Origin of the sequence: Pseudoalteromonas sp. AS84, from assembly GCF_038900255.1 — a bacterium.
GTDB lineage: Bacteria > Pseudomonadota > Gammaproteobacteria > Enterobacterales > Alteromonadaceae > Pseudoalteromonas.
This window is the reverse complement of record NZ_JBBMQY010000011.1, coordinates 115,479-138,529: the sequence shown is the minus strand read 5'-3', so window position 1 is coordinate 138,529 and position 23,051 is coordinate 115,479. Positions and strand designations below refer to the sequence as shown.

Sequence of the window (23,051 nt, the reverse complement as noted above, 5' to 3'; positions counted from 1 at the left end):
CCTCGCTATGCGTTGGCGTTTCCCGTCTCAGTGGGGTCGCATTATAGGGAGATCCGAAAACAGATCAACCCTTTTTTGAAGAAAACGTGAAATAATGTGCTGTTCGCACACATTTACATCGAAATGGTTACTTTAAACACTAAAAAGGCCCTGATGGGCCTTTTTAATTAGTTTACTATGAGCTTCCACCCAAGTTTACCTTGCTGTTTAGACTCTTGTTGTAGCTCGCTAGCCATTAATGGATGATCTTTTAACCAGTTACTTTTAAACTTAAGGTCTAACACTTCATTTTTAGCAGTTAACTCAAACTTAGGCAGTACATCATCTTGTCTGCGCATTGATAAGATGACTGCTATTCGTAGTAATCTCACTATATATTGCGCTAATAGACTATTTACGCCGAGTGAATTAAAACAGCCTTTTGGAAAATCAGAACGATGCGCATCCGCTACCGCTACTATTAATTTATGCTCTGACTGTGAAAAACCAGGCATATCAGTATTTTCCAAAATATAAGCGGTGTGTTTATGATACTGCTTATATTCTATTAGTAATCCAATCTCATGAAGCTGCGCTACCGCTTTTAATAGTGGTAACCCATTTAAACTTTCAATTGGCCAATCTTTATCAATACTTATCGCTAACTGCATAGCCAAGCTTGAAACTCGACACGCTTGTTTTTGATCAACGTGATAACGACTCATAAACCCATCAACTGTGCGTTTACGAATGTCGTTATTATGAAACTCCGGAACCATGCTATATAAAACACCTTCACGCAGTGCTCCACCCGCCAATCCCATTTTTTCTATTTCAAGAGATTCAAATAGTGCGATTAAGATTGCGAGTCCTGATACAAATACCAGTCGACGGTCTTCACTTAATCCAGGAAGGTCTAGCGCTGCAATGGTGCTAAATGCAATTGCTTGCTCTTTTATAGTGTTGAGCTTTTCAAGCGTGAGTAAATCGTCAAGATTTTGAGCGACCATAATTTCTTGAATTGCTTGCACTGTGCCAGAAGCACCAGATGCAATTTGCCATCCCGCTGTTTTATATTCTGGAGAAATTTCATCAATGACTGTACGAGCTGCCTTTATAGCTGCGTTAAAGTTACCCTTACTTAATTGGCAGTCTTTGAAATAGCGTTCAAGATAGGTAACACACCCCATATTGAGGCTTTTGTAATGTAAGGCATCAAATGCTTTACCAATTACAACTTCGGTACTTGCACCACCAATATCAATAACAAGCTGTTTGCCAGTACAAGATGAAGTATGAGCAACACCTTTATAAATTGTGCGTGCTTCTAATTCTCCGCTAATAACATTAATGCTATGGCCAAGAATTTTCTCTGCATGGTTTTTGAATACTTCGGCGTTAGTTGCCAACCGTAAGGTAGCTGTTGCTACTATGGTGATGTTTTTATCTGGGATATCTTGTAGGCGCTCAGCAAAAAGGGCAAGGCATTCCCAGCCTCGCTGCATTGCTTCAGTGCTCAATACGTTATCTTTATCAAGCCCTGCGGCTAATCGGACTTTGCGTTTAACACGTCCAATTGTTTGTAGACCGCCAGCAATTGATTTGGCTATAAGCATATGAAAGCTATTTGAGCCCAAATCAATAACTGCGTATACATTTTTTTGCGGTTTAAGTTGCCCCACCGTTCAAAAACCTCTAGTTACTACTACTTATACAAACAGTCGCTTACGACCGTCCTTTTTGGTAACTATTATTTGGGCGACGTCCGCTGTTATTACTACGGTTACGTGGACCATTTGAATAGTTGCGCTTTCTTTGAATAATAGGCTGAGTTAAATCATCTAGCAATGCTGTTTTATCATAATGAGATAAAGGAATGCTGTGCTCTATATATTCTTCAATTTCATGCAAGTTATAAGCATATTGCTCACACGCAAAACTGATTGCGTGGCCTGATGCGCCAGCACGACCAGTACGACCAATACGGTGTACATAATCTTCGCAATCGTCAGGTAGGTCAAAGTTAAATACATGACTTACTTCTGGAATATGAAGACCACGCGCGGCAACATCAGTAGCAACTAAAAAGTCTAAGTCGCCTTTGCTAAACTGCGCTAATATAGTTTGGCGTTTTTTCTGGTTAACATCACCAGTAAGCATGCCTACACGATGACCGTCTGACTTAAGCCAAGCATAAACAGTTTCACAACTGTGCTTAGTATTTGCAAACACGATTGCTTTCTCTGGCCATTCTTCTTCAATTAAGGTTAACAACAGCTTAATTTTATCTTCTTGCGAAGGATGAAATAGCTCTTCTTGAATACGTTTACCCGTTTTAACGTCAGGTTCAATTTGAACATGCTCTGGGTTTGTCATGTGCTCAAAAGCTAATTCTTGTACGCGATACGATAATGTGGCAGAAAATAATAAGTTTAAACGCTTTGATGTATCTGGCATACGATCGAACATATAGCGAATATCTTTGATAAAACCTAAATCGAACATACGATCAGCTTCGTCAAGCACGACTACCTCAATTTCATTAAGGGTGTAACAGCCTTGCTTATACAGATCAATTAGACGACCTGTAGTACCAATTAAAATATCAACGCCTTTTTCTAGTTGTGCACGTTGTTTTTCGTAATCTTCGCCACCATATACTAAACCTAAGTTAAGATTACAGTGCGGCGCTAAAATTTTAGCATCTTTGTGTATCTGAATCGCAAGCTCCCGAGTAGGGGCCATGATCAGGGCTCTTGGATGTTTACTAGGTGCTTTGCTAGATTGTAATAACCGATGGCACGTGGCAGTTAAAAACGCCAACGTTTTGCCTGTACCAGTTTGAGCTTGGCCCGCGATATCGCGTCCATCACAAATAAAAGGTAGGCATTTTGCTTGAATAGGTGTGCAATATTCAAACCCATTCTCGGTTAAACCGGCAACCACTTCCGGTGCGATAGCAAAGTCTGAAAACTTTTTATCGGTTAAATGTGTCTTAGTCATAGCGTTTAAGCATAACGTTTAAACTTGCAATAAGAAACAAGAGTGTTTAAATACGCACTAAATATTTCGCCTAACTAAATCGGAGAGCGCAATGAGCGAGAAAATAATCCAAATTACTGACGATAGCTTTGAAGCTGACGTATTACAATCAGACAAACCAGTACTAGTAGATTTCTGGGCTGAATGGTGTGGACCTTGTAAAATGATCGCCCCTATTCTTCACGAAGTTGCTGATGAATACGACAGCCGTGTGACTGTTGCTAAATTAAATATCGACCAAAATGCTGGCACACCGCCAAAATTTGGTATTCGTGGTATTCCTACTTTACTTCTTTTTAAAGATGGCCAAGTAGCTGCAACGAAAGTAGGTGCTCTTTCAAAAACTCAACTTATCGAGTTTTTAGAAAACAACATCTAACTGTAAGCTAGAACAATAAAAAGGGCTTTTTGCCCTTTTTTAAATTTATTTTGTATAAAGACTGGACGCTTTGCCAGTGAACTGCTAGTTTATAAAGCCAACTAATCCTTAGTTATATTCAACAAACCTCACTCAACGATCAAAGCGATTTTGAGTATGACAACTGTAATAAAGAACCCACCAATATGCATTTACGCGAATTAAAAGACAAGTCCATTAAAGAGCTTGTAGACTTAGCTGAGTCCATGGGGCTCGAAAACGTAGCCCGCTTAAGAAAGCAAGATATCATTTTTGCCATTCTTAAATCCCATGCCAAAGGCGGAGAGAATATCTTCGGCGGCGGTGTATTAGAGATTTTACAAGATGGTTTCGGCTTCTTAAGATCATCAGAAGCCTCTTACTTAGCTGGCCCAGATGACATTTATGTTTCACCTAGCCAAATTCGCCGTTTCAGCATGCGTACTGGCGATTCAATTTCAGGTCTTATCCGTCCACCTAAAGACGGTGAACGTTACTTTGCTTTACTTAAAGTAAATGAAGTTAACTTTGATAAACCTGAAAACTCTCGAACTAAAATTCTTTTTGAAAACCTTACTCCATTACATGCAAACGAACGTTTTCGCATGGAACGTGGTAACGGCAGTAAAGAAGATATTACAGCCCGTGTACTTGATTTAGCATCTCCTATTGGCCGTGGCCAACGTGGTTTGTTAGTAGCTCCGCCAAAAGCGGGTAAAACAATGCTGCTTCAAAATATTGCACAATCAATTACGCACAATCATCCTGATGTAACATTAATGGTTTTACTTATTGATGAACGTCCGGAAGAAGTAACAGAGATGCAACGCCTAGTTAAAGGTGAAGTTATTGCATCAACGTTCGATGAGCCAGCTTCTCGTCACGTACAAGTTGCCGAAATGGTTATCGAAAAAGCAAAACGCCTAGTTGAACATAAAAAAGATGTTGTTATCTTATTGGATTCAATCACTCGTTTAGCACGTGCTTATAACACCGTTATTCCTTCATCAGGTAAAGTACTTACTGGTGGTGTTGACGCTAACGCATTACATAAACCTAAGCGCTTCTTTGGTGCTGCACGTAACGTTGAGGAAGGTGGTAGCTTAACAATCATAGCTACAGCTCTTATCGATACTGGCTCTAAAATGGATGAGGTTATCTACGAAGAGTTTAAAGGTACTGGTAACATGGAACTTCACCTTAACCGTAAAATTGCGGAAAGACGTGTATTCCCAGCTATCGACTTTAACCGCTCAGGTACTCGTCGTGAAGAATTACTAACAAAACCAGATGAACTTCAAAAGCTTTGGATTCTACGTAAAATTGTTCATGACATGTCAGAAATTGATGCAATGGAATTCTTAATCGATAAACTATCGATGAGCAAAACCAATGATGAATTTTTTGATTCGATGAGACGCCAATAAAAGCGTTTTAATTGAATAAAAAAAGCGCCTAAGGCGCTTTTTTTGTGTCTGGATTAAATACAGTTTAACTCTCATTATACTTTTTAAGTACACTCTGCAGTGTATCAACGAGCGCTTTAAAATCATTTGCACTGCTTTTTTGGGTTCTGTGTAGAAGTGCTCTGTCTAAATTTTTAGCCGATTGCGCAATTTCATCCAAACCAAACATTTGTGCAGCCCCTAAAATGCGATGGCTATCTTTTTGTAGCGCACCTAAATCTTCGCTTATAAAATGCTGGGTAATCGTTTCACTCTCCAAAGCAAAGCTCTGCTTGAAACTAATCACAAGATCGCTCATATCAACTTCATTTTGCTTTATAATTGGCTGATCTTCTGCATTATGTAGGTGATTAGAGAGCGCTTTATAAAATGACTCTTTGTCTATCGGTTTACCTAAGTAACCTGTAAACCCTAACTCTAAGTAACTATCTACTTCATGACTCATAGCATTTGCTGTTAAAGCAAAAATAGGCCGTTCAAAACCACACTGTTTCAATAGTTGGAAAGCAGAACGCCCGTCCATCACTGGCATTTGAATATCGAGTAATACTAAGTCAGGGTATTCTTTTAAGCACTGCTCTACCGCTTGCTCACCATTTTCAACAGCAATAACCTCGAGTCCCATTGAGCGTAAATAGCGGCTTATTAGCCTACGATTATCAGGATGATCCTCCGCAAGTAAAACACGACCCGCCAATCGCTTATTTTCCTTAGAAGTACTTTGAGCTTCAATCATGCTTTGCGATTTATTTACTTCTGCGCACGGTAAAAAGAACGAGAACTGACTGCCCTTTTTGTATTCGCTTTGTACGCTAATATAACCGCCCATCATCGCGGCTAATTGTTGTGATAAGCTAAGGCCTAACCCTGTACCACCAAAGCGACGGCTAATGCTGTTATCTGCTTGGCTAAAGCATTCAAAAATAAGCTTTAACTGTTTAGAGCTCATACCAATACCGGTATCTTTTATAATAATAACCAGCCCTTGATCACTCTTATTTAAAGCAATGATGATCTGGCCAGCGTGAGTAAACTTAATAGCATTGGCACATAAGTTTATAAGAATCTGCTTTACGCGAATCAAATCGAGCTTAGTGTAAAACTCATTACCCACTTGATTGTCTAAAATAAGGTGTAGATTTTTTGCTTTTGCTTGGGTAATAAACATGGCATGTACGTCATTTACGAGCTCGACAATATCAAAGCACGAAATATTTAACTCTAATCTATTGGCTTCAATTTTACTTAAATCAAGTACATCATTTATTAAGCTTTTTAAATGGTCACTGTGACGCTGAATTACTCTTAATTCATCTTTAAGTGACTCAGGCTCATATAATTCATTAATTAAGGCATCTGTTTGCCCTAAAATAGCCGTTAGTGGAGTGCGAATTTCGTGACTAATATTAGCTAAAAACTGGCTTTTAACATCATTGGCCTCTCTGAGCTCTTGTGCAATTGCCTGCAATTCTGCAGTACGTTGCGTAACTTGTTCTGTTAACTGCTGCTTAGCGCGTTTTTCTGCACCACGACGGTAAAGTGCAATACCTGTTACTACAACTAACAGTAATAGTAAAAAAGAGAATAAAGTAAGCTGAGAACGCTGCGACATTTTCAGTTCTTGCACACGGCGATCTTGTTTAAGTTTTTCTATTTCCTGGTTTAATTGTGTTGCTTTAAATTGATGCTGAAGCACCGCTAGCGCGTTAATAATTGCCGTACTTCTGAGTTTTCGCAGCTCACTAATGTATTTTTGTTGCAAAGCCATTGCACTTGAATAATCGCCTTTACTCGCTTCAAGAAGTGCTTTGGCCCCCAAGCTTTCCCTAATTATTCGCTCACTGCCGTATTCATGGGCAAGTAAAATAGCTCGATCTAAATTTATTTGAGCCTCATCTAAATTGCCCTTAACAAACTGAATCTTAGCCAGCGCATGTAACGCATTAAGCTCTAAATTATGGTTATCTATTTTAAGCGCATAGTACTCACCTAATTTAGCTTGCTCGTATGCTTCATCAACTTTTTTCAATACTAAATTAGTATTTGCCAAATTAGTATATTGTGTAGATAACTTATTGTAATCATTAGCTGAAATATAATATCGCAGCGCTAACTGATAATAATGTAGTGCTAAATCAAATTGGTTGCTCTCCATATGAGCAACACCCATATTGTTATATACCTGCGCAATACCGCTTTTATCATCTAATCGCTGATAAACTTTAAGTACATCTTGATAAAGACTAAACGCACTATCGTAGCGTGATAAGCGTATATAAACGCCAGCTATATTAAGTAGTATATCGGTTTGATCTTGTTCACTGCCGTGCGCTTCGTAAATAGCTTTTGCTTTTAAATAAAACTCTAGAGTATCGCCTAACTTGTTCATATTAAAATAGGCCAAGCCAATATTATTTAGTAAATTTGCTTGTTCAAGTAATTGCTCATTTTTTTCAGCTAATACTAGGGTACGGCTGTATTCAATAATGGCTTTTTGAAATAAACCTTGATAGAAGAGCACCACACCTTGCATTTTAATTGCACGAAAGTGCTCATCAGGAAAGAATGTATCTGAAGTATGTTGTTCTAGTAATTTAAAATAGTGTAAAGATTCTTTAAAATTATCAGCCGATAACGCACTATTACCCAATGCCGAATAAACAGCGACACGCTCTTTTTTGGAGGCATCTTTATTAGTAAGTAGCATGTTTGCTAATTGTAATTTAGGCTCCCACTGTACTTCGTTTTTGAATTGCTCAAATAAAGAATCAGTATTTTGGGCATAACCAGGAGCTATTAGTACACAGCATATAGTAAATAAGAGGCATTTTAACTTGCCCAGCATAATTTTAATCCTTCAAACCGTTACTTATATCAGTGTAATCTTTATTGAAGATACACCAACTACTAGGGCCTAAACAATGCTTAACCCACTGATTGATGAGATTTTTGAGCTAATACTAACAAAGCAGGTTTGGCAAGTTCATACTTTAGCAGCAGAACTGACCACCCGTAGCGCTATGACCACTCTCGATAAAAGTCCTGAACGTGATTTATTTAAACGTAACTTTTTAATTATGAATGCACTGTACCAACTGCAGGCACAATTATGCCCTCAGAGTTTACTCATTTCAGCTCTGCATATCGAGCTTTTAGAAAAAGGAGATAATAGTTTAGTAACAACAAACGAGAATTTGCGAGATTATTATTTAGATTGGCATAATTACGATACTAGTGAAGAGCAGATTGATGAGCTTTTAAATAGCTTTTGGCGTCAGTTTAAAACGCTGCCGCCACAACAGGCTTTAAATGAAAATGAATTTAAAGAGTTGGCTTTAGAATGGAAGTTACCTGAAAATTTTACTCTTAAAAACGTTCAAAAGCGCTGGAGACAACTTGCATTACAAATGCACCCAGATAAACCAAGTGGGTGTGAAGTGAAGTTTAAAAAAATAAAATTACAATACGAGCAGCTAAAGGTAGCTGCTCGTTAATCTATTAATTTAGAAGTTTAAATTAACGAGTAAGGCGACGAGCGCGGATTTTTCGCCCTTTAATATTACCTTCGGTTAATTTACGAAGCGCGGGTTTTGATGAGTTACGTTCAACAGCAACAAATGCTACGTTATCAAGTACGTTAATTTTACCTACCTGACGACCTGCAACACCATCTTTACCCGTTAAAGCACCTAAAATATCACCAGCGCGCACTTTTTGCTTTTTACCTGAATCAATCATTAAAGTAACCATTTCAGGGCGGTACGGCGGCTTGTCTAATAAATTAAATGGTGGCATTTGCTCTGGCGTAATATCACGCTCGTAATGTTCGCCTATTTGAGCAATTTTAAACGCTTCTGCTTCACCGTAAATAGAGCATGCAATGCCCTTTTTACCAGCGCGCCCAGTACGACCAACACGGTGAACATGTGTTTGCGTATCATGTGCCAAATGGTAGTTAATAACCATATCCATATCATCAATATCTAAGCCACGTGCAGCAACATCGGTAGCAACAAGTATTGAAGCACTTTTATTTGAAAAGTGAATTAACGTACGTTCACGATCGCGCTGCTCTAAATCACCGTGTAGCGAAACAGCACTAAAGCCTTCGTCAGCTAAATCGTCACACACTTGTTGTGTTTCTACTTTGGTATTACAAAATACAACACAGCTTTGTGGTGTAAATTTAAGTAGTAATAATTTTAGCGTTGGGTAGCGCTGCTTATTATTATCCATTTTGTAGAAGTACTGCTTAATTGTACTTTTGGCTTGTTCTTCTTCTACTTTAACCATTTCTGGGTTTTTAAGTACACGCTTAGCAATTGCTTCAATAGCTCTTGGGAATGTAGCACTAAATAACAATGTTTGACGATTTTGTGGAATACGCTCAATAATTGCATCAAGTGTGTCTTGAAAACCCATATCAAGCATTTGATCGGCTTCATCAAGCACCAATGTTTCAACATCATCTAAACGTAAAGTACCTTTACGAATATGGTCGTCAACACGCCCAGGCGTGCCAACAATAATATGTGCACCATGTTCAAGCGAGCCAATTTGAGGACCAATTGATACACCACCGCATAGCGTTAATATTTTAATATTGTGGATACCGCGTGCTAATTTTCGCATTTCAACCGCAACCTGCTCAGCAAGCTCTCGGGTTGGGCATAAAACTAACGACTGAATACGAAAGCGTTTTACGTTTAATTTAGCGAGTACACCCAAGCTAAACGCAGCAGTTTTACCTGAACCGGTTTTTGCCTGAGCAATGATGTCTTTACCAGCAAGTACAGGCGGTAAACTTTGTGCTTGTACGGGTGTCATGTGGGCATAGCCAAGTGTTGATAAATTATCAACGAGTCCAGCCGGTAAAGCCAAAGATGAAAAAGCAGTTGAAGTCACAGTAAGTTCCATAGCAATAAAAATAACGTGGGGGAAAGCCCCACTAAATATGCCACTAATAATAGCAGAATTCGTAATTAGCAACCATTAACAAACACATAATAAAGTACGTTAACAAAAGGTGTTGAAAATGATAGTAGTTTGCATTAAGATCGCGATTGTTTTTTACATAACTGCGCTGGAAGCAATCAATGAAACTGAATTCTCTTTACCTAGCACTACTGGCAAGCATTACAACAAACGCATATGCAAACTCTACCGACCTTGAACGTATAGAAGTAAAAGGTAGCTACTTTAACGACTACAAAGTAGACAACGCTAATGGCGCAATGAGAACATCAGCTTCATTACTTGAAACCACACAATCTGTAACCGTAATAACAGACACTATTGTTAACGAACAGCTCGCCACTACACTTGGCGAAGTGCTAACAAATGACGCCAGCTTAACGGCAGGCTCACAGCAACGAAACCGTGAAGTATTTAACCTACGTGGGTTTGAGCTAAGCTCATCAACAGGTTATTTACGCGACGGTCATCAGCATTGGTCTCACTATCAACAACCAATCGAAATTTTACAACAAGTTGAAGTAATTAAAGGCCCATCAAGCATTTTATACGGTCAGTCAGGCCCTGGTGGCTTGGTTAACATGGTAACCAAAAAACCAACTGTAACTACACTGTTTAATGCCAGTGCCGATGTAGATCAGCATGGCTCAACTCGTTTTATGATGGATGCCAGTGGTGCCTTGACTGAATCTGAAGATTTACGTGCACGTGGCATATTAGTAAAGCAAGACGTAGATTACTGGCGTGAATATCAAAATGGTGAAAACCGTGAGCGTGACCGCTTTTTAGGTGCTTTAGTTGTAGATTACGATATTAGCGACAATGCATTAGTACGCGTGCATTACGACCGTACAGACGACGAAGCAGGTTTAGATACGGGTGCATGGATAGACGATAACGCCAAAGTAATTGGTAGCGACAAAACAATTCGTGATATGTCTTGGGCATTTACCGATATAACGGTAGAAAACGTAGGTGTAGACCTAGAGGTATTTTTAACCGATAACTGGCAGGTAAAGCTTGGCTATAACGAACAAACGTTTGAGCGCCAACGCTTTGAGTCAGCACCGCGTATGCCAGGCGGCTTTGCTGAAGGTGACAGCTATGAATCTCGCCCTTACGATCGTTTTGACGATTGGCAGTTTAAAACCGCATTTATTGATTTTATTGGTGAATTTGAAACAGCTGGTATTCAACACCAATTATTAATTGGCGCAAACTCATTGGATTACTACTATGGACAACGCCGCACGTCTGCCGACTACTTCGACTTTTCAGCAGGGCAAGCAGAACCATCTCGCCCATCAGTAAGCTATAAAACAGATAATACAATAAGCGAAACTGAATACGACTACTACGGTATTTACGTTCAAGACTTAATTTCGTTTTCGCCAGAGTGGCAATTATCGCTAGGTGGACGTTACGATAAGCAAACGCGAGAAGATGCAGATAACGAATCATTTGTACCAAAAGTAGGCGTGCTTTATCACCCAAATGCTTCTGCAACTATATACGCTAGTTACTCAGAAGGTTTCGAGCCTCAAGGTAGTGAAACCTTAATTGATGAAACAGATGTAAATAACGGTATGAAATTAGATGCTATTACGTCTGAGCAAAGAGAGATTGGCATTAAATGGCAGTTATTTGATGACCGCCTAATGCTTACCAGTGCTATTTTTGATATTAGCAAAGAAGGTACTCTTGTTAGCGAACAGCTTGAAGTTCCTATTGGGTCATTCACAAGTGAAACAAACCAAGTAGGTGAACAACGTCATAAAGGTGTTGAGCTAAGCGCTCAAGGTGCCGCTACTGACCGTTTATTTGTTATGGCGTCAACTATGTACCTCGATGCAAACTTTGAGCGTGACGAAGAACTTGAAGGCAAACGCCCTACCGATGCACCAAAATGGTCGGCATCACTTTGGACACGTTATGAATTAAACGACGCAATTGCACTTAATGCAGGTGCTTTTTACGAAGGCGAGCGTTTTGCTGATAGCGCCAATACAATTACTAAAGATGCGTACACTCGCGTTGATGTAGGTGCTACTTATAAATTTAACTTAAGTAATACCGATATTAATTTACGCCTTAATATCGAAAACTTATTTGATAAAAACTATTTAGGTGGTGGCGGTACTAGTAATGTAACTGTTGGCGAAGGCACAAATCTTCGTTTAGCTGCGCAATTTAGCTTTTAATTAAACGCTTAAAATAATAGTTTTAAAATATAGCCCGCGTACATTTACGCGGGCTTTTTTTATATCTAAACGTTTATACCTAACAGCATTAAACCTATTACAAAGCCTATTCATCTCATCTATTTTTTATCATGTTTGTTACATGTTCTAATAGCGCTAATTATTAAAAAGGCCTACCAAAATGAAAAAATTAATTACCGCACTGCTGCTTACTAGCAGTATGGCTGCAAACGCTAACAATGCCGAATTTACCCAAAAGCAATTACAACAAGTAGACGAAGTGCGCACCTTTGCTCTAAATAGTGATTTAAGCTATAAATTACTAGAGTCATTAACAACTGAGGTTGGCCCTCGCTTACCTGGTACTGAAAATGATAAAAAAGCAGTGGCATGGGCTAAAGCTAAATTTAATGAGCTTGGTTTTGATAAAGTATGGCTTGAAGAAGCAACCTTCCCTGAATGGCGCCGTTATAGCGAAAGCGGAAAAATACTAACACCAAGCGAGCAACCTCTTCATTTAACTGCATTAGGTAACAGTATAAGTACACCAAAAGATGGGATCACAGCACCAGTAGTCTTGTTCGAAACACTTGATGAGTTAATTGCTGCACCAGATAACAGCTTAAAAGGTAAAATTGCGTATATTAATTACCGCATGAACCGCGATATAGACGGCAATGGTTACGGACCGGCTGTAAAAGCACGTGGCACAGGCGCTATAGAAGCCTCTAAAAAAGGGGCTGTTGCCTACATGATGCGATCAGTAAGTACCGGCCATCATCGTTTTGCTCACACTGGCGGTAGTTACTACAAAGAAGGTGTTACAAAAATACCTAACGTAACAATTGCTAACCCAGATGCAGACCAAATCGCACGACTTATTGCATTAAATAAAGACGTGTCGGTAAATATTAATGTGCAAACCGAAAATCTAGGTGAAGGAACAGGTTATAACGTTATTGGCCAATTTAATGGTACCGAAAACCCTGAGCAATATGTATTAATTGGCGGGCATTTAGATTCTTGGGACTTAGGGACTGGCGCACTAGATGACGGCGCAGGCGTTGCACTAACAATGGCAGCCGCTAAACATATTAGCGATGTAAAACGTCCTAAGCGCAGTATTCGTGTGGTACTTTTTGCAGCTGAAGAGCTAGGTCTTTGGGGTGCAAAAGCTTATTTTGAAGAGCATAAAAACGAGTTAAGCAATATTGTTGCAGCCGCTGAGTCTGACTTTGGTGCCGATGTAGTATACGCTTTTGAGTCAAATGTAGATGCTGCTTCGCTTCCTGTAGTACGCGCAATAGCAAAAGAGCTTGCACCATTAAATGTTGAATACATTGGTAAAAACCAAGCGAATGGAGGCCCGGATCTAATTCCACTTAAGAATGCAACGTCAGCACCTATTTTTGAACTTGCTCAAGATGGAACTGATTACTTTGATTACCACCATACAGCTGACGATACACTTGATAAAGTAACACCCGCTAAGCTTCGTCAAAATACTGCAGCATACGCCGTATTTGCTTTAATGGCTGCCGATGCTAAAACAACAATCAAGCCTAAGGCGCAAACTAAATAACCTGAACTCAGGTTAAACAGTAACTGACATACTTACTTACAGTTTGTTGCTTTGATTAATGCGCTCCTTGTTTTACCTTTAGGTAATTAAACAAGGAGCGTGCTTTATGTTACTTTTCAACACGAGTGAATCATTTCCACATTTTGCACAAACAATACGCTGCCCTCACTGTCAAAGCGACGCCTACCATTTAATAAATAAAAGCCGCTATTTACGGTTTAGTATTTTGCCCATGCTCGCCTTAAAATTAAATTACAAACGCGAGTGCTATCAATGCGGAAAAAACGAACCTGTAAAAATAACGCAGCTACTATTAATAGAAAAACTAAGCCTACCTAAGTACTTTATTGGCACTTTTTTATTGCTTTGGATAATCACCTTCTTTTATCAACAGCATCTTGATAACGAAGCTCAAAAGCAAAATTACTTAAGCACGCCAAAACTATACGATACCTATTTAGTACAGGCTGATAAATTTACCCATGAACCTTGGACTCTTACAAACCTAAAAATAGCTCAGGTGATAAGTTTTGACGCGCAATTTACTACCTTTCAAGTAAGTAACTACAGCTATAAACGAAACAACAGTGTTACGCTGGCAATGCGTACTAGCCAATTGGTACAAAATAACTATTTTTCAACTAACACCATTACTCTCCCCCGCAATGAAATAAAGCGCTTATATAATGACGAAGTTATTTACGACGTACTACGCCCATATGCCAACAGCCTTTATGGCGGATTTGTGATGTTTCCTCCTAAACCTAAGCCACTATATAAAGGCTTAAAGCTCGATAAAAATAATCAACAAGGCATTATTTATTTTAAAGATGGATTATTTGTTGAAGCATTTGATAGCTTTAAATTAGCTGCTGAAGCAGGCTCTCAGTGGGGGCAATTAAATTTAGCGCAGATGTATCGTGATGGTGAAGGAATAGCTCAAAATCATCAACAAGCTATTTACTGGTATAAAAGGGCCATTGAGAAAAAAAATACTAAAGCACAATTTGAACTAGAATCTCTTTGTGAAATAGCTGAATGCGGGTAAATCGATTAGGTAAGTTATCAATTGACTAAAAGTCGGTTTTTATAAAGCTGGCGTAGTAAATACGCCAGCTATTAATTATTTTTTAGATAACTTTGTATAACTTACATGTATAAGCACAACAACTAAGCCAGCAATAACGCCTAGCAAACCATCAAACAAGAGAGGCGCTAATACTTCTCCTGTGCCGCCAGCAACAGACTGAGCATAGCTTGTTACATCCAACTGAGTATGATGTAGTAACTCAACGCCATGTACTAAAATACCACCGCCTACTAAAAACATCGCAATGGTGCCTGCAAAAGCTAAAAACTGCATTAATCTAGGTGCAGCAGCTAGTAAGCCTTTTCCGAGTAACTCTTTAAATTTATTTGCTGACACTTTAGATTGATTAAGTAAATAAAGCCCTGCATCATCCAATTTTACAATACCGGCCACCAAGCCATAAACGCCAATCGTCATTATAATTGCGATAACACAAAGCACTAAAGCTTGGTTAAGCAAGGTAGCACCAGCCACTGTGCCTAAAGTAATAACAATAATTTCGGCAGAAAGAATGAAGTCGGTTCTTATGGCGCCTTTTATTTTTTGCTTTTCGTATTCGACTAAGTCTAATTTTTCATCCTCATCTACCACTTCATTGTGATGAGGCAAAAACTTAGCAAATACTTTTTCAGCTCCCTCAAAACATAAAAATAAACCCCCCATCATTAACAGAGGTGTTATTAACCAAGGCAGCCATACGCTTATTAATAAAGCGGCGGGTACGAGTATCGTTTTATTTAAAAATGAGCCCTTTGCTACAGCCCAAACAACAGGTAATTCACGCTCTGCTGCAACACCTGTAACCTGCTGGGCATTGAGTGCTAAGTCATCGCCTAGTACACCAGCCGTTTTTTTTGTTGCTACCTTACTCATAGTCGCAATGTCGTCAAGTAAAGTGGTTATATCGTCTAATAACGTTAAAAGGTTAGTGCCTGCCATAAAGCTTCCGAGCTCAAAAAATATTGCTATAAACATAACGTAAAGCGTAATTTTCACCAACGGTTAATTTTGCTTTGTTATTCTCATACAAACAAAACAGATAAGTCATCTAAAAATAGTGGCTTAAAAGTAAATGGAGGAATGATGAAAGTATATTTGGCTATAGTGTCCGGTTTACTTAGCTTAACGGCATGTAACGACCCGCAAATAAGTACCACCTACTTATGTGATAAAAGCACTGTTAATCTTAATGTTATTAATCAGAGCAATGCTGAGCTTACTTTCAATAATCATACTTATTTACTTAATCGCGAAAGAAGTGCATCCGGTAATAAATATATAAATGAAGATGTTTTATTTTGGGGGAAAGGTAACAATGCAATGCTAATAATTGCAGGAAAAAAATACCAATGCGTTACAGAGTAAAAAATAATATATCCAATTCAATGCTGAACTAAATAAAGTAATAAAGCGTACTAAAAGAATAACCACCCTATAAAGCCAAGTTAAAAACTAATTAACTCATACATATTTAAACTGTATTGAGGGTACTCTAAGTTTTGAGTGCAAATAATGACTTGCCTTGTATGAACTGGGTATAATACTTCAACTCTTTTGCTTAATAGCGGCCCACAATGAAATATAAAGATCTACGTGATTTTATCGATTTGCTTGAAAAAAAAGGCGAACTTAAACGTATCACCCAAGAAATCGACCCGTATCTTGAAATGACCGAAATATCTGATCGCACATTGCGTGCTAAAGGTCCCGCGTTATTATTCGAAAACCCAAAAGGCTACGATATGCCGGTGCTTACCAACTTGTTTGGTACACCTAAACGCGTAGCAATGGGCATGGGCCAAACCGATGTTAGTGAGCTGCGCGAAGTAGGTAAGCTACTCGCTTTTTTAAAAGAGCCAGATCCACCAAAGGGCATTAAAGAAGCTCTAGGCGCTATACCGATTTTTAAGCAAGTGCTTAATATGCCAGCAAAAGAAGTTAAAAAAGCGCCTTGTCAGCAAGTAGTTTTAGAGGGTGATGATGTAGACTTAACTAAATTACCTATTCAGCATTGCTGGCCAGGTGACGCAGCACCATTAATTACTTGGGGCCTTACCGTAACTAAAGGGCCTTATAAAAAGCGCCAAAATTTAGGTATTTATCGCCAGCAGCTATTAGGCAAAAATAAAATAATTATGCGTTGGTTATCACACCGTGGTGGCGCGCTTGATTTTCAAGAATGGTGTAAAGAAAATCCAGGGCAACCTTACCCTGTCTCGGTAGCACTAGGTGCCGACCCTGCTACTATATTAGGTGCAGTAACGCCTGTACCCGACACATTAAGCGAATATGCGTTTGCTGGTTTATTACGTGGTAGCAGAACCGAAGTTGTTAAATCTATTTCCAATGACTTGCAAGTCCCTGCCAGTGCAGAAATAGTACTTGAAGGTTACATTATGCCAGGTGAAATGGCGCCAGAAGGCCCTTATGGCGATCATACTGGTTACTATAATGAAGTAGACGACTTTCCTGTTATGACCGTGACTCACTTAACGCATCGTAAAGACCCTATTTATCACAGCACATTTACTGGTCGTCCGCCTGATGAGCCTGCGATCTTAGGTGTAGCACTTAATGAAGTGTTTGTGCCGATATTACAAAAGCAATTTCCTGAAATCGTTGATTTTTACCTTCCGCCTGAAGGGTGTTCGTACCGTATGGCGATTGTAACAATGAAAAAACAATATCCTGGTCATGCCAAGCGCGTGATGATGGGAGTTTGGTCGTTCTTACGTCAGTTTATGTATACTAAGTTTGTAATTGTGTGCGATGACGATATTAATGCCCGTGATTGGGAAGATGTTATTTGGGCTATAACAACCCGAATGGATCCTGCTCGCGATACAACATTAATAGAAAACACACCTATTGATTATCTCGATTTTGCATCGCCAGTCTCTGGCCTTGGTTCAAAAATGGGAATGGATGCTACCAATAAATGGCCTGGCGAAACCACCCGCGAATGGGGCGAGCCTATTGTTATGGATAAAGACACCAAAGACCGCGTAGATGATATTTGGGAAAGCCTTAATATTCTTTAAGTGTTTATATGTAAGTACATAACAGGCTATAAAATAACCCTGCAGATATGCTAGAATCGAGTCATTCGATTGCGTATCTGCTGTTAAAAGCGCTGCTAAAAGGTAAAAAATGCAAACATTAAAAGCTGAAGTTGTAGCTATCAGCCCACTTACAGAATTTGTTCATAAAGTAATTTTAAAGCCACAACAACCTGTGACCTTTGAAGCTGGCCAATACATGCAACTCGTATTGGGCGAAAAAGACAAACGTGCTTTTTCTATAGCTAGCCGCCCTTCACAGTGCGATGCAATAGAACTACATATTGGCGCGTCAGGTGCCGATTCGTATGCAATGCAATCGCTGGAACATTTACGAAACGCCCATACCACAGGGCAGTTAGTAGACATTGAAGCTGGCTTAGGTATTTCACAGTTGCGCCTGCAATGTGAGCGCCCTATTATTTTACTTGCCGGTGGCACTGGTTTTTCATACGCAAAATCAATGGCTGATCACTTAGCTGAAATTAAGTGCGACCGTCCTGTATTATTTTACTGGGGTGTAAAAGAAGAGTCAGCATTATACGCACATACAGAAATGCAAACATGGGCCGATAGCCACAAAAACTTTGAGTTTATCCCTGTGGTAGAAAATCCATCTGCTAATTGGCAAGGTCACACTGGCTATGTACATAAAGCGGTAATGCAAGATATTGTATCACTTGAACCATACGATATTTATATGGCCGGTCGTTTTGACATGATAGGTATAGTGCGTGATGACTTTATTACTCATGGTGCAATACGCGAAAACATGTATGCAGATGCATTCGCATTTATCAAATAATTGAAATTTACTTTCAGTTATAAATAAAGGCACCTAATCGGTGCTTTTATTTTATATAGCAAAAAATATTTAATAGTTAAAATCTATCAACCTCATCAATATAAACAATTTCCTAAATCCCTATCTATAAACCATACTTTGTATAGAACATCAGCGGGAGAGACCCAAATGCTAAATACAAAAGTAAAAGATTTTATGCAACGCAAGTTGCCAAATATCACACCAGATACAGAAATGACGACAGCCATAGCAGAACTACAAGAATTTAAACTACTTGGCGCACCAGTATTTGATAAAGATAAATGCCTAGTCGGATTTATCTCAGAGCATGAACTTTTAAAACCGCTTACGCAAAGCAGTTATTTTTGTGATGGGATGGTTAAAGTATCGCAACTTATGCAAACAGAGGTAGTGACTGTTAGCGGCGATACCAACATTATCGAGCTTGCACAGCAGATGCAGCCTGGTAAACCAAAAAACTACCCTGTTGTAGAGGGTGTTAAAGTAATCGGCATGATCAGCCGAGCAGATGTACTTAAAGCACTCTACGATAATTACATGAGCTGCCAAACACACTAAATATAATTTACAGATACAAAAATGCCGCTTATAAAGCGGCATTTTTAATGTTCTTAAATTAACGCGCGCTAACGAGTGCTGAAAGTTCTTTTTTATCGCCATCGCTTAAAAATGCTATTTCTAACGCATTTTTTTGCGCTTTTTCCATATCAGCTTGTGTTAAACCAGCTTTAGGTGCTGCAACAGTATATTCGTACTCAATTTCAATGCCTTCAACTGCTGGGTCATCAGTATTAATACACGCTAAAATACCGTGATCTAAAAACTGTTTAAGTGGGTGTTTAGCTAAGTCGTTCACTGTGCTAGTTTGAATATTACTTGTTAAGCACGACTCAATACCAATACGGTTATCGCGTAAGTAATCCATTAATTTTGGATCTTCAATTGCTTTAACGCCATGCCCTATTCGGCTCGCACCTAGCTCGTTAATTGCTTGCCAAATACTTGGGGCACCAAGTGCCTCTCCAGCATGAATAGTCGAAGCTAAATAAGCATTTCGTACTTGCTTAAAGTGATCTACAAATAACTCCCCCGGAAAACCAATTTCGTCACCGGCTAAATCAACAGCCACTAAATCATTTTTAAATGCGAGTAATGCATCAAGCTCTTTTTGACATGTTTTTACGCCATAAGTACGCGATAAAATACCAATCAAGTTAGCTTTTATATTTGCACCCTTTGTTGCTGATTTAATACCATCAACAACCGCTTCTACAACCCCTTCAGGGTGTAAACCTTGGCTCTGCGCCATGTAGTAAGGGCTAAAGCGAAGCTCTACATAATCAAGGCCTTGCGCTTGTGCATCTTCAATGTTTTCAATCGCTATGCGTCTACACGCATCGTAGTCACCAAGTACAGTGACACCCCAATCTAGCTTTTGTAAAAAAGCCATAAGGTTTGGCTCAGGGTCAATAACTTGAACATGAGGAATTAATGCCTCAACGTTATCTGCAGGTAACTCTATATTAAACTGACGACCAAGTTCTAATATGGTTTGCGCACGTACATTACCGTCTAAATGACGGTGAATATCTAGCAAAGGTAATTTTCTATTGATCATAATAGCAACCCAGTTTAGTTAAATTTGCGCGCATGATACGCAGATATAGTTATTTTTCAAGTGTATATGGTTTGCGTTAAGTTTAAGCGGTCATATGTCTGCTTTTTGTGCAAAAAATAGCGTTACTTATTTATTTGATAAATAATGCCAAAGAGTTTTAAAAAGCGTATTTGCATCAATAGGTTTAGTAATATAACTATTCATTCCCGAGGCTAATGCCTTTTTAACATCATCGTCATGGGCGTTCGCCGATAGTCCTATTATGGGTAAATCAATTAACCCTAAATCACAACGAATGACTTTTGTTGCTTGGAGTCCATCCATTCTTGGCATCTGAATATCCATAAGAACAATGTCGTAGCTATTTTCGGTTAGCTTTTCTATGGCTTCAAAACCATCGTTAGCAATGTCGGCAATACACCCTTTTGTTTTTAAAATGGCATTGGCAACATGCTGATTAAGCGGGTTGTCTTCGACTAAAAGTAATTTATAGTTTGTGAATGATAAAGTACTTACATCTATTTCGTTATATTGCTGCTGTATTTGCTCTGCTTTTGGTAAAGGCGAGATGAGCGGCAAACTAAATGTGAATGTAGAGCCCTTTCCTTCATAACTAACTAAATCAATTGCACCGCCCATTAGTTCAACCAATTTTCTACAAATACTTAACCCTAAGCCAGTGCCACCATATTGACGAGAGGTTGAGCTATCGGCTTGCGCAAACGGTTTAAATAATTGTTTTTGTGCTTCGCTACTAATACCAATACCCGTATCGTTAATACTGAAGTAAGTCATTTTTTTAGATTGCCAAATTTTCAGAGTTATCTCACCTGCTCCTGTAAATTTAACCGCATTATTGAGCAGATTCAGCAGCACTTGTTTTAAGCGGATTGGATCGGCATTAATAACCAAATTTGATGTTTTATCAAAATCGAGACTTAACTTTATTGATTTAATGTCAGCTTCAAACTGAAGTAAATTGAGCATTTCATCCGCTAAACTCGCTACATTAATGGGCTCTTGTATTAAGTCTAGCTTGCCTGCTTCCATTTTTGAAAAGTCGAGCACATCGTTTAATACCCGCAGTAAAACACCAAGTGCCCCATCTGCTTGTTCAATGTAACTTCTTGCTTGTTGCCAATCATTTTGCTGTAGCGCTAAATAATGCAGCCCTTTTATACCGTTAATAGGGGTGCGGACTTCGTGGCTCATATTTGCCAAAAATTGTCCCTTAATATGACTCGCTTCATCTGCTTTTTGTTTTTCTTTACGTAAAGTATGTGTTTGCTTTGCCACTTGTTCGCGAATTTGTATGTTTGTACCAGTAACTGAAATCAAAAATGTAATCAATAGCCACACAAACAACATCCCTACTATTTGTGCAAGCCAATACATTAACCAAGACGTTCTAACTATTGGTTCATATAACTCGACCTGCCACATGCGTTTGCCAATCAACAATTGATATTCTTTAAACAGCATTTGCGAGTTATCGGTATCGGCAATATAAATTGCCTGCTTTTTCCCTGGTATCGTTGTATCAAAAAAATTGGCTGAAATTGAATTGTTGTGATCAAATAACAATGTTTGCGATAAGCGCTTGAGGCTAACAATAGCGGCCACAAAACCTTGAAAATCATCTTCGGTAGATGATTCACCAAAAACAGGATATAAAAAGAGCACTCCCTTCTCTGATGTATTTTGGACTAAATTAATTGGCTCACTTAGTGCTAGCTCATTGAGTGTTTTCGCTTTGCTAAGCGCTACTCCTCTTACTTTACTTGAAGCCAAATCAAATCCTAAAGCATCTTCATTGCCCTCTAATGGATATACATATTTTACAGGAAAGTAATTTCTACGATCACCTGCAGGTTGCCAAGCTCCATCTAGTGACTTTTCTTTTATGTATAAAGGTTTGCCTGTAGCTGTATTTTCATGTGTTTCAAAATCAGTGAGTTTATTTGCTGATACATAAGGTATCCATTCAAATGCTAAAATTTCTTGGCTATAGTCCAATTGCTTTGAAGTAAACTGTTTAAACTCTTTAAAATTCACGTTATCACTACTAGCAAAGTATGTAGCTAACAATCCTAAGTGAGCAGTAATACCATCGAGCTTCTGGCTTATAGCATTTTGCACAACAAGTATTTTGGCTTCTTGCTTTTGAATGTCTTTTTCTTTTTTAACACTGGCAGCACCATAAAAACTAACGCTAATTAGTATATAAATTAATAGTGAAGGTAAAATCACCAGCATACGATGGCGTACTTGCGTGTAGTTAAAAGCAGCCAGTACTAGCGGTGTAAATATAAGTACACCAATACTGTCGCCAATCCACCATGCGACAAAATTATCAAAAATAGCATTGGTCGGGATCACATTATTCAATGCTAATAAGCTAGTTCCCACACCTGCTGCAATAACACAGCATATTGGCCCTGCTACTATTAGGCTCTGCACACTGTGTTTTAAAGAAGATAAATCTAGCGGCGCCTTAATAACATTTACTATAATTTGACGACCAATCCAAGCCTGTAAAACAGAGGCTAAAGTGACGCAAATAGCTTGTAAAAGCACATTAAAATGAAGAATATCTACAGTGTTATCAAGATGAATTAAGTTAGTACAGAAAGCACCAAGAATAAGGCCAATAAATGACTTACGCCCCCAAATTAAAAAGCTCGCTAAAGCAATTCCTGAGGGCGGCCAAGAGGCGACCGCATAGCCATCTACAGAAAGAAGTGAGTTGCTAAAATACCCAGTAAAGAAGTAAGCACAAGCCAAGCTAAGGGTTAATATTAAAAACTTTCTCAATGC

Annotated in this window: 17 protein-coding genes; 10 read left to right on the top strand and 7 right to left on the bottom strand. The window is 38.9% G+C overall.

The genetic code is table 11. From position 1 onward, the window contains the following. Nucleotides 1–167 precede the first annotated feature (167 nt). Both gppA and rhlB read right to left on the bottom strand, forming a co-directional pair. Nucleotides 168–1,661 carry a guanosine-5'-triphosphate,3'-diphosphate diphosphatase gene (gene gppA / locus WNY79_RS12925; protein WP_024598842.1) on the bottom strand — a complete coding sequence of 498 codons (1,494 nt, stop codon included), beginning with the start codon at nucleotides 1,659–1,661 and terminating at the stop codon, nucleotides 168–170. 43 nt (nucleotides 1,662–1,704) lie between these two features. Further along, on the bottom strand, nucleotides 1,705–2,982 hold the full coding sequence (gene rhlB / locus WNY79_RS12920; protein ID WP_024598841.1) for an ATP-dependent RNA helicase RhlB: 1,278 nt from the start codon (nucleotides 2,980–2,982) through the stop codon (nucleotides 1,705–1,707). A gap of 91 nt (nucleotides 2,983–3,073) precedes the next feature. On the opposite strand from rhlB, the gene trxA reads away from it, so the two are divergent. Continuing rightward, entirely contained in the window at nucleotides 3,074–3,400 is a 327-nt protein-coding gene (trxA, locus tag WNY79_RS12915; RefSeq protein WP_002960942.1) for a thioredoxin TrxA, read from the top strand. A 185-nt stretch (nucleotides 3,401–3,585) separates the two neighbouring features. Next, nucleotides 3,586–4,845, top strand: a complete 1,260-nt coding sequence (gene rho, locus WNY79_RS12910; RefSeq protein ID WP_002960945.1) for a transcription termination factor Rho — start codon at nucleotides 3,586–3,588, stop codon at nucleotides 4,843–4,845. A gap of 64 nt (nucleotides 4,846–4,909) precedes the next feature. Here the strand turns inward: rho and WNY79_RS12905 are convergent, their stop codons facing one another. Next, nucleotides 4,910–7,729 (bottom strand): ATP-binding protein, encoded by a 2,820-nt coding sequence (locus WNY79_RS12905; protein ID WP_182195494.1) that lies wholly within the window; start codon nucleotides 7,727–7,729, stop codon nucleotides 4,910–4,912. A 76-nt stretch (nucleotides 7,730–7,805) separates the two neighbouring features. Between WNY79_RS12905 and WNY79_RS12900 the strand changes: the two genes are divergently transcribed. Further along, complete coding sequence (locus WNY79_RS12900; RefSeq protein WP_342876046.1) at nucleotides 7,806–8,378, top strand: DNA-J related domain-containing protein; 573 nt, start codon at nucleotides 7,806–7,808, stop codon at nucleotides 8,376–8,378. Between the two features lie 22 nt (nucleotides 8,379–8,400). On the opposite strand, the gene dbpA is transcribed toward WNY79_RS12900, so the two are convergent. After that, on the bottom strand, nucleotides 8,401–9,789 hold the full coding sequence (gene dbpA, locus WNY79_RS12895; protein ID WP_076925590.1) for an ATP-dependent RNA helicase DbpA: 1,389 nt from the start codon (nucleotides 9,787–9,789) through the stop codon (nucleotides 8,401–8,403). A gap of 191 nt (nucleotides 9,790–9,980) precedes the next feature. Between dbpA and WNY79_RS12890 the strand changes: the two genes are divergently transcribed. The 3 genes from WNY79_RS12890 to WNY79_RS12880 all read left to right on the top strand — a co-directional run bounded on the left by WNY79_RS12890 (nucleotide 9,981) and on the right by WNY79_RS12880 (nucleotide 14,689). Continuing rightward, a complete protein-coding gene (locus tag WNY79_RS12890; RefSeq protein ID WP_342876045.1) occupies nucleotides 9,981–12,059 on the top strand; it encodes a TonB-dependent receptor in 2,079 nt (692 codons plus the stop codon). Between the two features lie 181 nt (nucleotides 12,060–12,240). Continuing rightward, nucleotides 12,241–13,641 carry a M20/M25/M40 family metallo-hydrolase gene (locus WNY79_RS12885; protein ID WP_342876044.1) on the top strand — a complete coding sequence of 467 codons (1,401 nt, stop codon included), beginning with the start codon at nucleotides 12,241–12,243 and terminating at the stop codon, nucleotides 13,639–13,641. Nucleotides 13,642–13,747: 106 nt separating this feature from the next. After that, nucleotides 13,748–14,689, top strand: coding sequence for a tetratricopeptide repeat protein (locus WNY79_RS12880; RefSeq protein ID WP_342876043.1), 942 nt, complete (start codon nucleotides 13,748–13,750; stop codon nucleotides 14,687–14,689). Nucleotides 14,690–14,764: 75 nt separating this feature from the next. On the opposite strand, the gene WNY79_RS12875 is transcribed toward WNY79_RS12880, so the two are convergent. Beyond that, complete coding sequence (locus WNY79_RS12875) at nucleotides 14,765–15,670, bottom strand: DUF808 domain-containing protein (protein WP_342876042.1); 906 nt, start codon at nucleotides 15,668–15,670, stop codon at nucleotides 14,765–14,767. Nucleotides 15,671–15,814: 144 nt separating this feature from the next. Between WNY79_RS12875 and WNY79_RS12870 the strand changes: the two genes are divergently transcribed. The 4 genes from WNY79_RS12870 to WNY79_RS12855 all read left to right on the top strand — a co-directional run bounded on the left by WNY79_RS12870 (nucleotide 15,815) and on the right by WNY79_RS12855 (nucleotide 19,174). After that, the gene (locus WNY79_RS12870; protein WP_294119778.1) at nucleotides 15,815–16,096 is read left to right on the top strand and encodes an MliC family protein; all 282 of its coding nucleotides are present in this window, start codon (nucleotides 15,815–15,817) and stop codon (nucleotides 16,094–16,096) included. Nucleotides 16,097–16,305: 209 nt separating this feature from the next. Continuing rightward, entirely contained in the window at nucleotides 16,306–17,772 is a 1,467-nt protein-coding gene (gene ubiD / locus WNY79_RS12865; protein ID WP_007580574.1) for a 4-hydroxy-3-polyprenylbenzoate decarboxylase, read from the top strand. 109 nt (nucleotides 17,773–17,881) lie between these two features. Then, nucleotides 17,882–18,595: an NAD(P)H-flavin reductase gene (fre, locus tag WNY79_RS12860; RefSeq protein ID WP_024589658.1), complete on the top strand. Its 714-nt coding sequence runs from the start codon at nucleotides 17,882–17,884 to the stop codon at nucleotides 18,593–18,595. A gap of 168 nt (nucleotides 18,596–18,763) precedes the next feature. Beyond that, a complete protein-coding gene (locus tag WNY79_RS12855) occupies nucleotides 18,764–19,174 on the top strand; it encodes a CBS domain-containing protein (RefSeq protein ID WP_342876041.1) in 411 nt (136 codons plus the stop codon). Between the two features lie 58 nt (nucleotides 19,175–19,232). On the opposite strand, the gene add is transcribed toward WNY79_RS12855, so the two are convergent. Both add and WNY79_RS12845 read right to left on the bottom strand, forming a co-directional pair. Then, nucleotides 19,233–20,234 (bottom strand): adenosine deaminase, encoded by a 1,002-nt coding sequence (add, locus tag WNY79_RS12850; protein ID WP_024598832.1) that lies wholly within the window; start codon nucleotides 20,232–20,234, stop codon nucleotides 19,233–19,235. Between the two features lie 126 nt (nucleotides 20,235–20,360). Then, nucleotides 20,361–23,048 (bottom strand): CHASE domain-containing protein, encoded by a 2,688-nt coding sequence (locus tag WNY79_RS12845; RefSeq protein ID WP_024598831.1) that lies wholly within the window; start codon nucleotides 23,046–23,048, stop codon nucleotides 20,361–20,363. Between the last annotated feature and the right edge of the window lie 3 nt (nucleotides 23,049–23,051).

What these genes read in the sequence shown, in the direction of transcription:
- rhlB (WP_024598841.1), bottom strand. Translation starts at nt 2,982, where the DNA reads ATGACTAAGACACATTTAACCGATAAAAAGTTTTCAGACTTTGCTATC.
- trxA (WP_002960942.1), top strand. Translation starts at nt 3,074, where the DNA reads ATGAGCGAGAAAATAATCCAAATTACTGACGATAGCTTTGAAGCTGAC.
- rho (WP_002960945.1), top strand. Translation starts at nt 3,586, where the DNA reads ATGCATTTACGCGAATTAAAAGACAAGTCCATTAAAGAGCTTGTAGAC.
- WNY79_RS12905 (WP_182195494.1), bottom strand. Translation starts at nt 7,729, where the DNA reads ATGCTGGGCAAGTTAAAATGCCTCTTATTTACTATATGCTGTGTACTA.
- WNY79_RS12900 (WP_342876046.1), top strand. Translation starts at nt 7,806, where the DNA reads ATGCTTAACCCACTGATTGATGAGATTTTTGAGCTAATACTAACAAAG.
- WNY79_RS12890 (WP_342876045.1), top strand. Translation starts at nt 9,981, where the DNA reads ATGAAACTGAATTCTCTTTACCTAGCACTACTGGCAAGCATTACAACA.
- WNY79_RS12885 (WP_342876044.1), top strand. Translation starts at nt 12,241, where the DNA reads ATGAAAAAATTAATTACCGCACTGCTGCTTACTAGCAGTATGGCTGCA.
- WNY79_RS12880 (WP_342876043.1), top strand. Translation starts at nt 13,748, where the DNA reads ATGTTACTTTTCAACACGAGTGAATCATTTCCACATTTTGCACAAACA.
- WNY79_RS12875 (WP_342876042.1), bottom strand. Translation starts at nt 15,670, where the DNA reads ATGGCAGGCACTAACCTTTTAACGTTATTAGACGATATAACCACTTTA.
- WNY79_RS12870 (WP_294119778.1), top strand. Translation starts at nt 15,815, where the DNA reads ATGAAAGTATATTTGGCTATAGTGTCCGGTTTACTTAGCTTAACGGCA.
- ubiD (WP_007580574.1), top strand. Translation starts at nt 16,306, where the DNA reads ATGAAATATAAAGATCTACGTGATTTTATCGATTTGCTTGAAAAAAAA.
- fre (WP_024589658.1), top strand. Translation starts at nt 17,882, where the DNA reads ATGCAAACATTAAAAGCTGAAGTTGTAGCTATCAGCCCACTTACAGAA.
- WNY79_RS12855 (WP_342876041.1), top strand. Translation starts at nt 18,764, where the DNA reads ATGCTAAATACAAAAGTAAAAGATTTTATGCAACGCAAGTTGCCAAAT.
- add (WP_024598832.1), bottom strand. Translation starts at nt 20,234, where the DNA reads ATGATCAATAGAAAATTACCTTTGCTAGATATTCACCGTCATTTAGAC.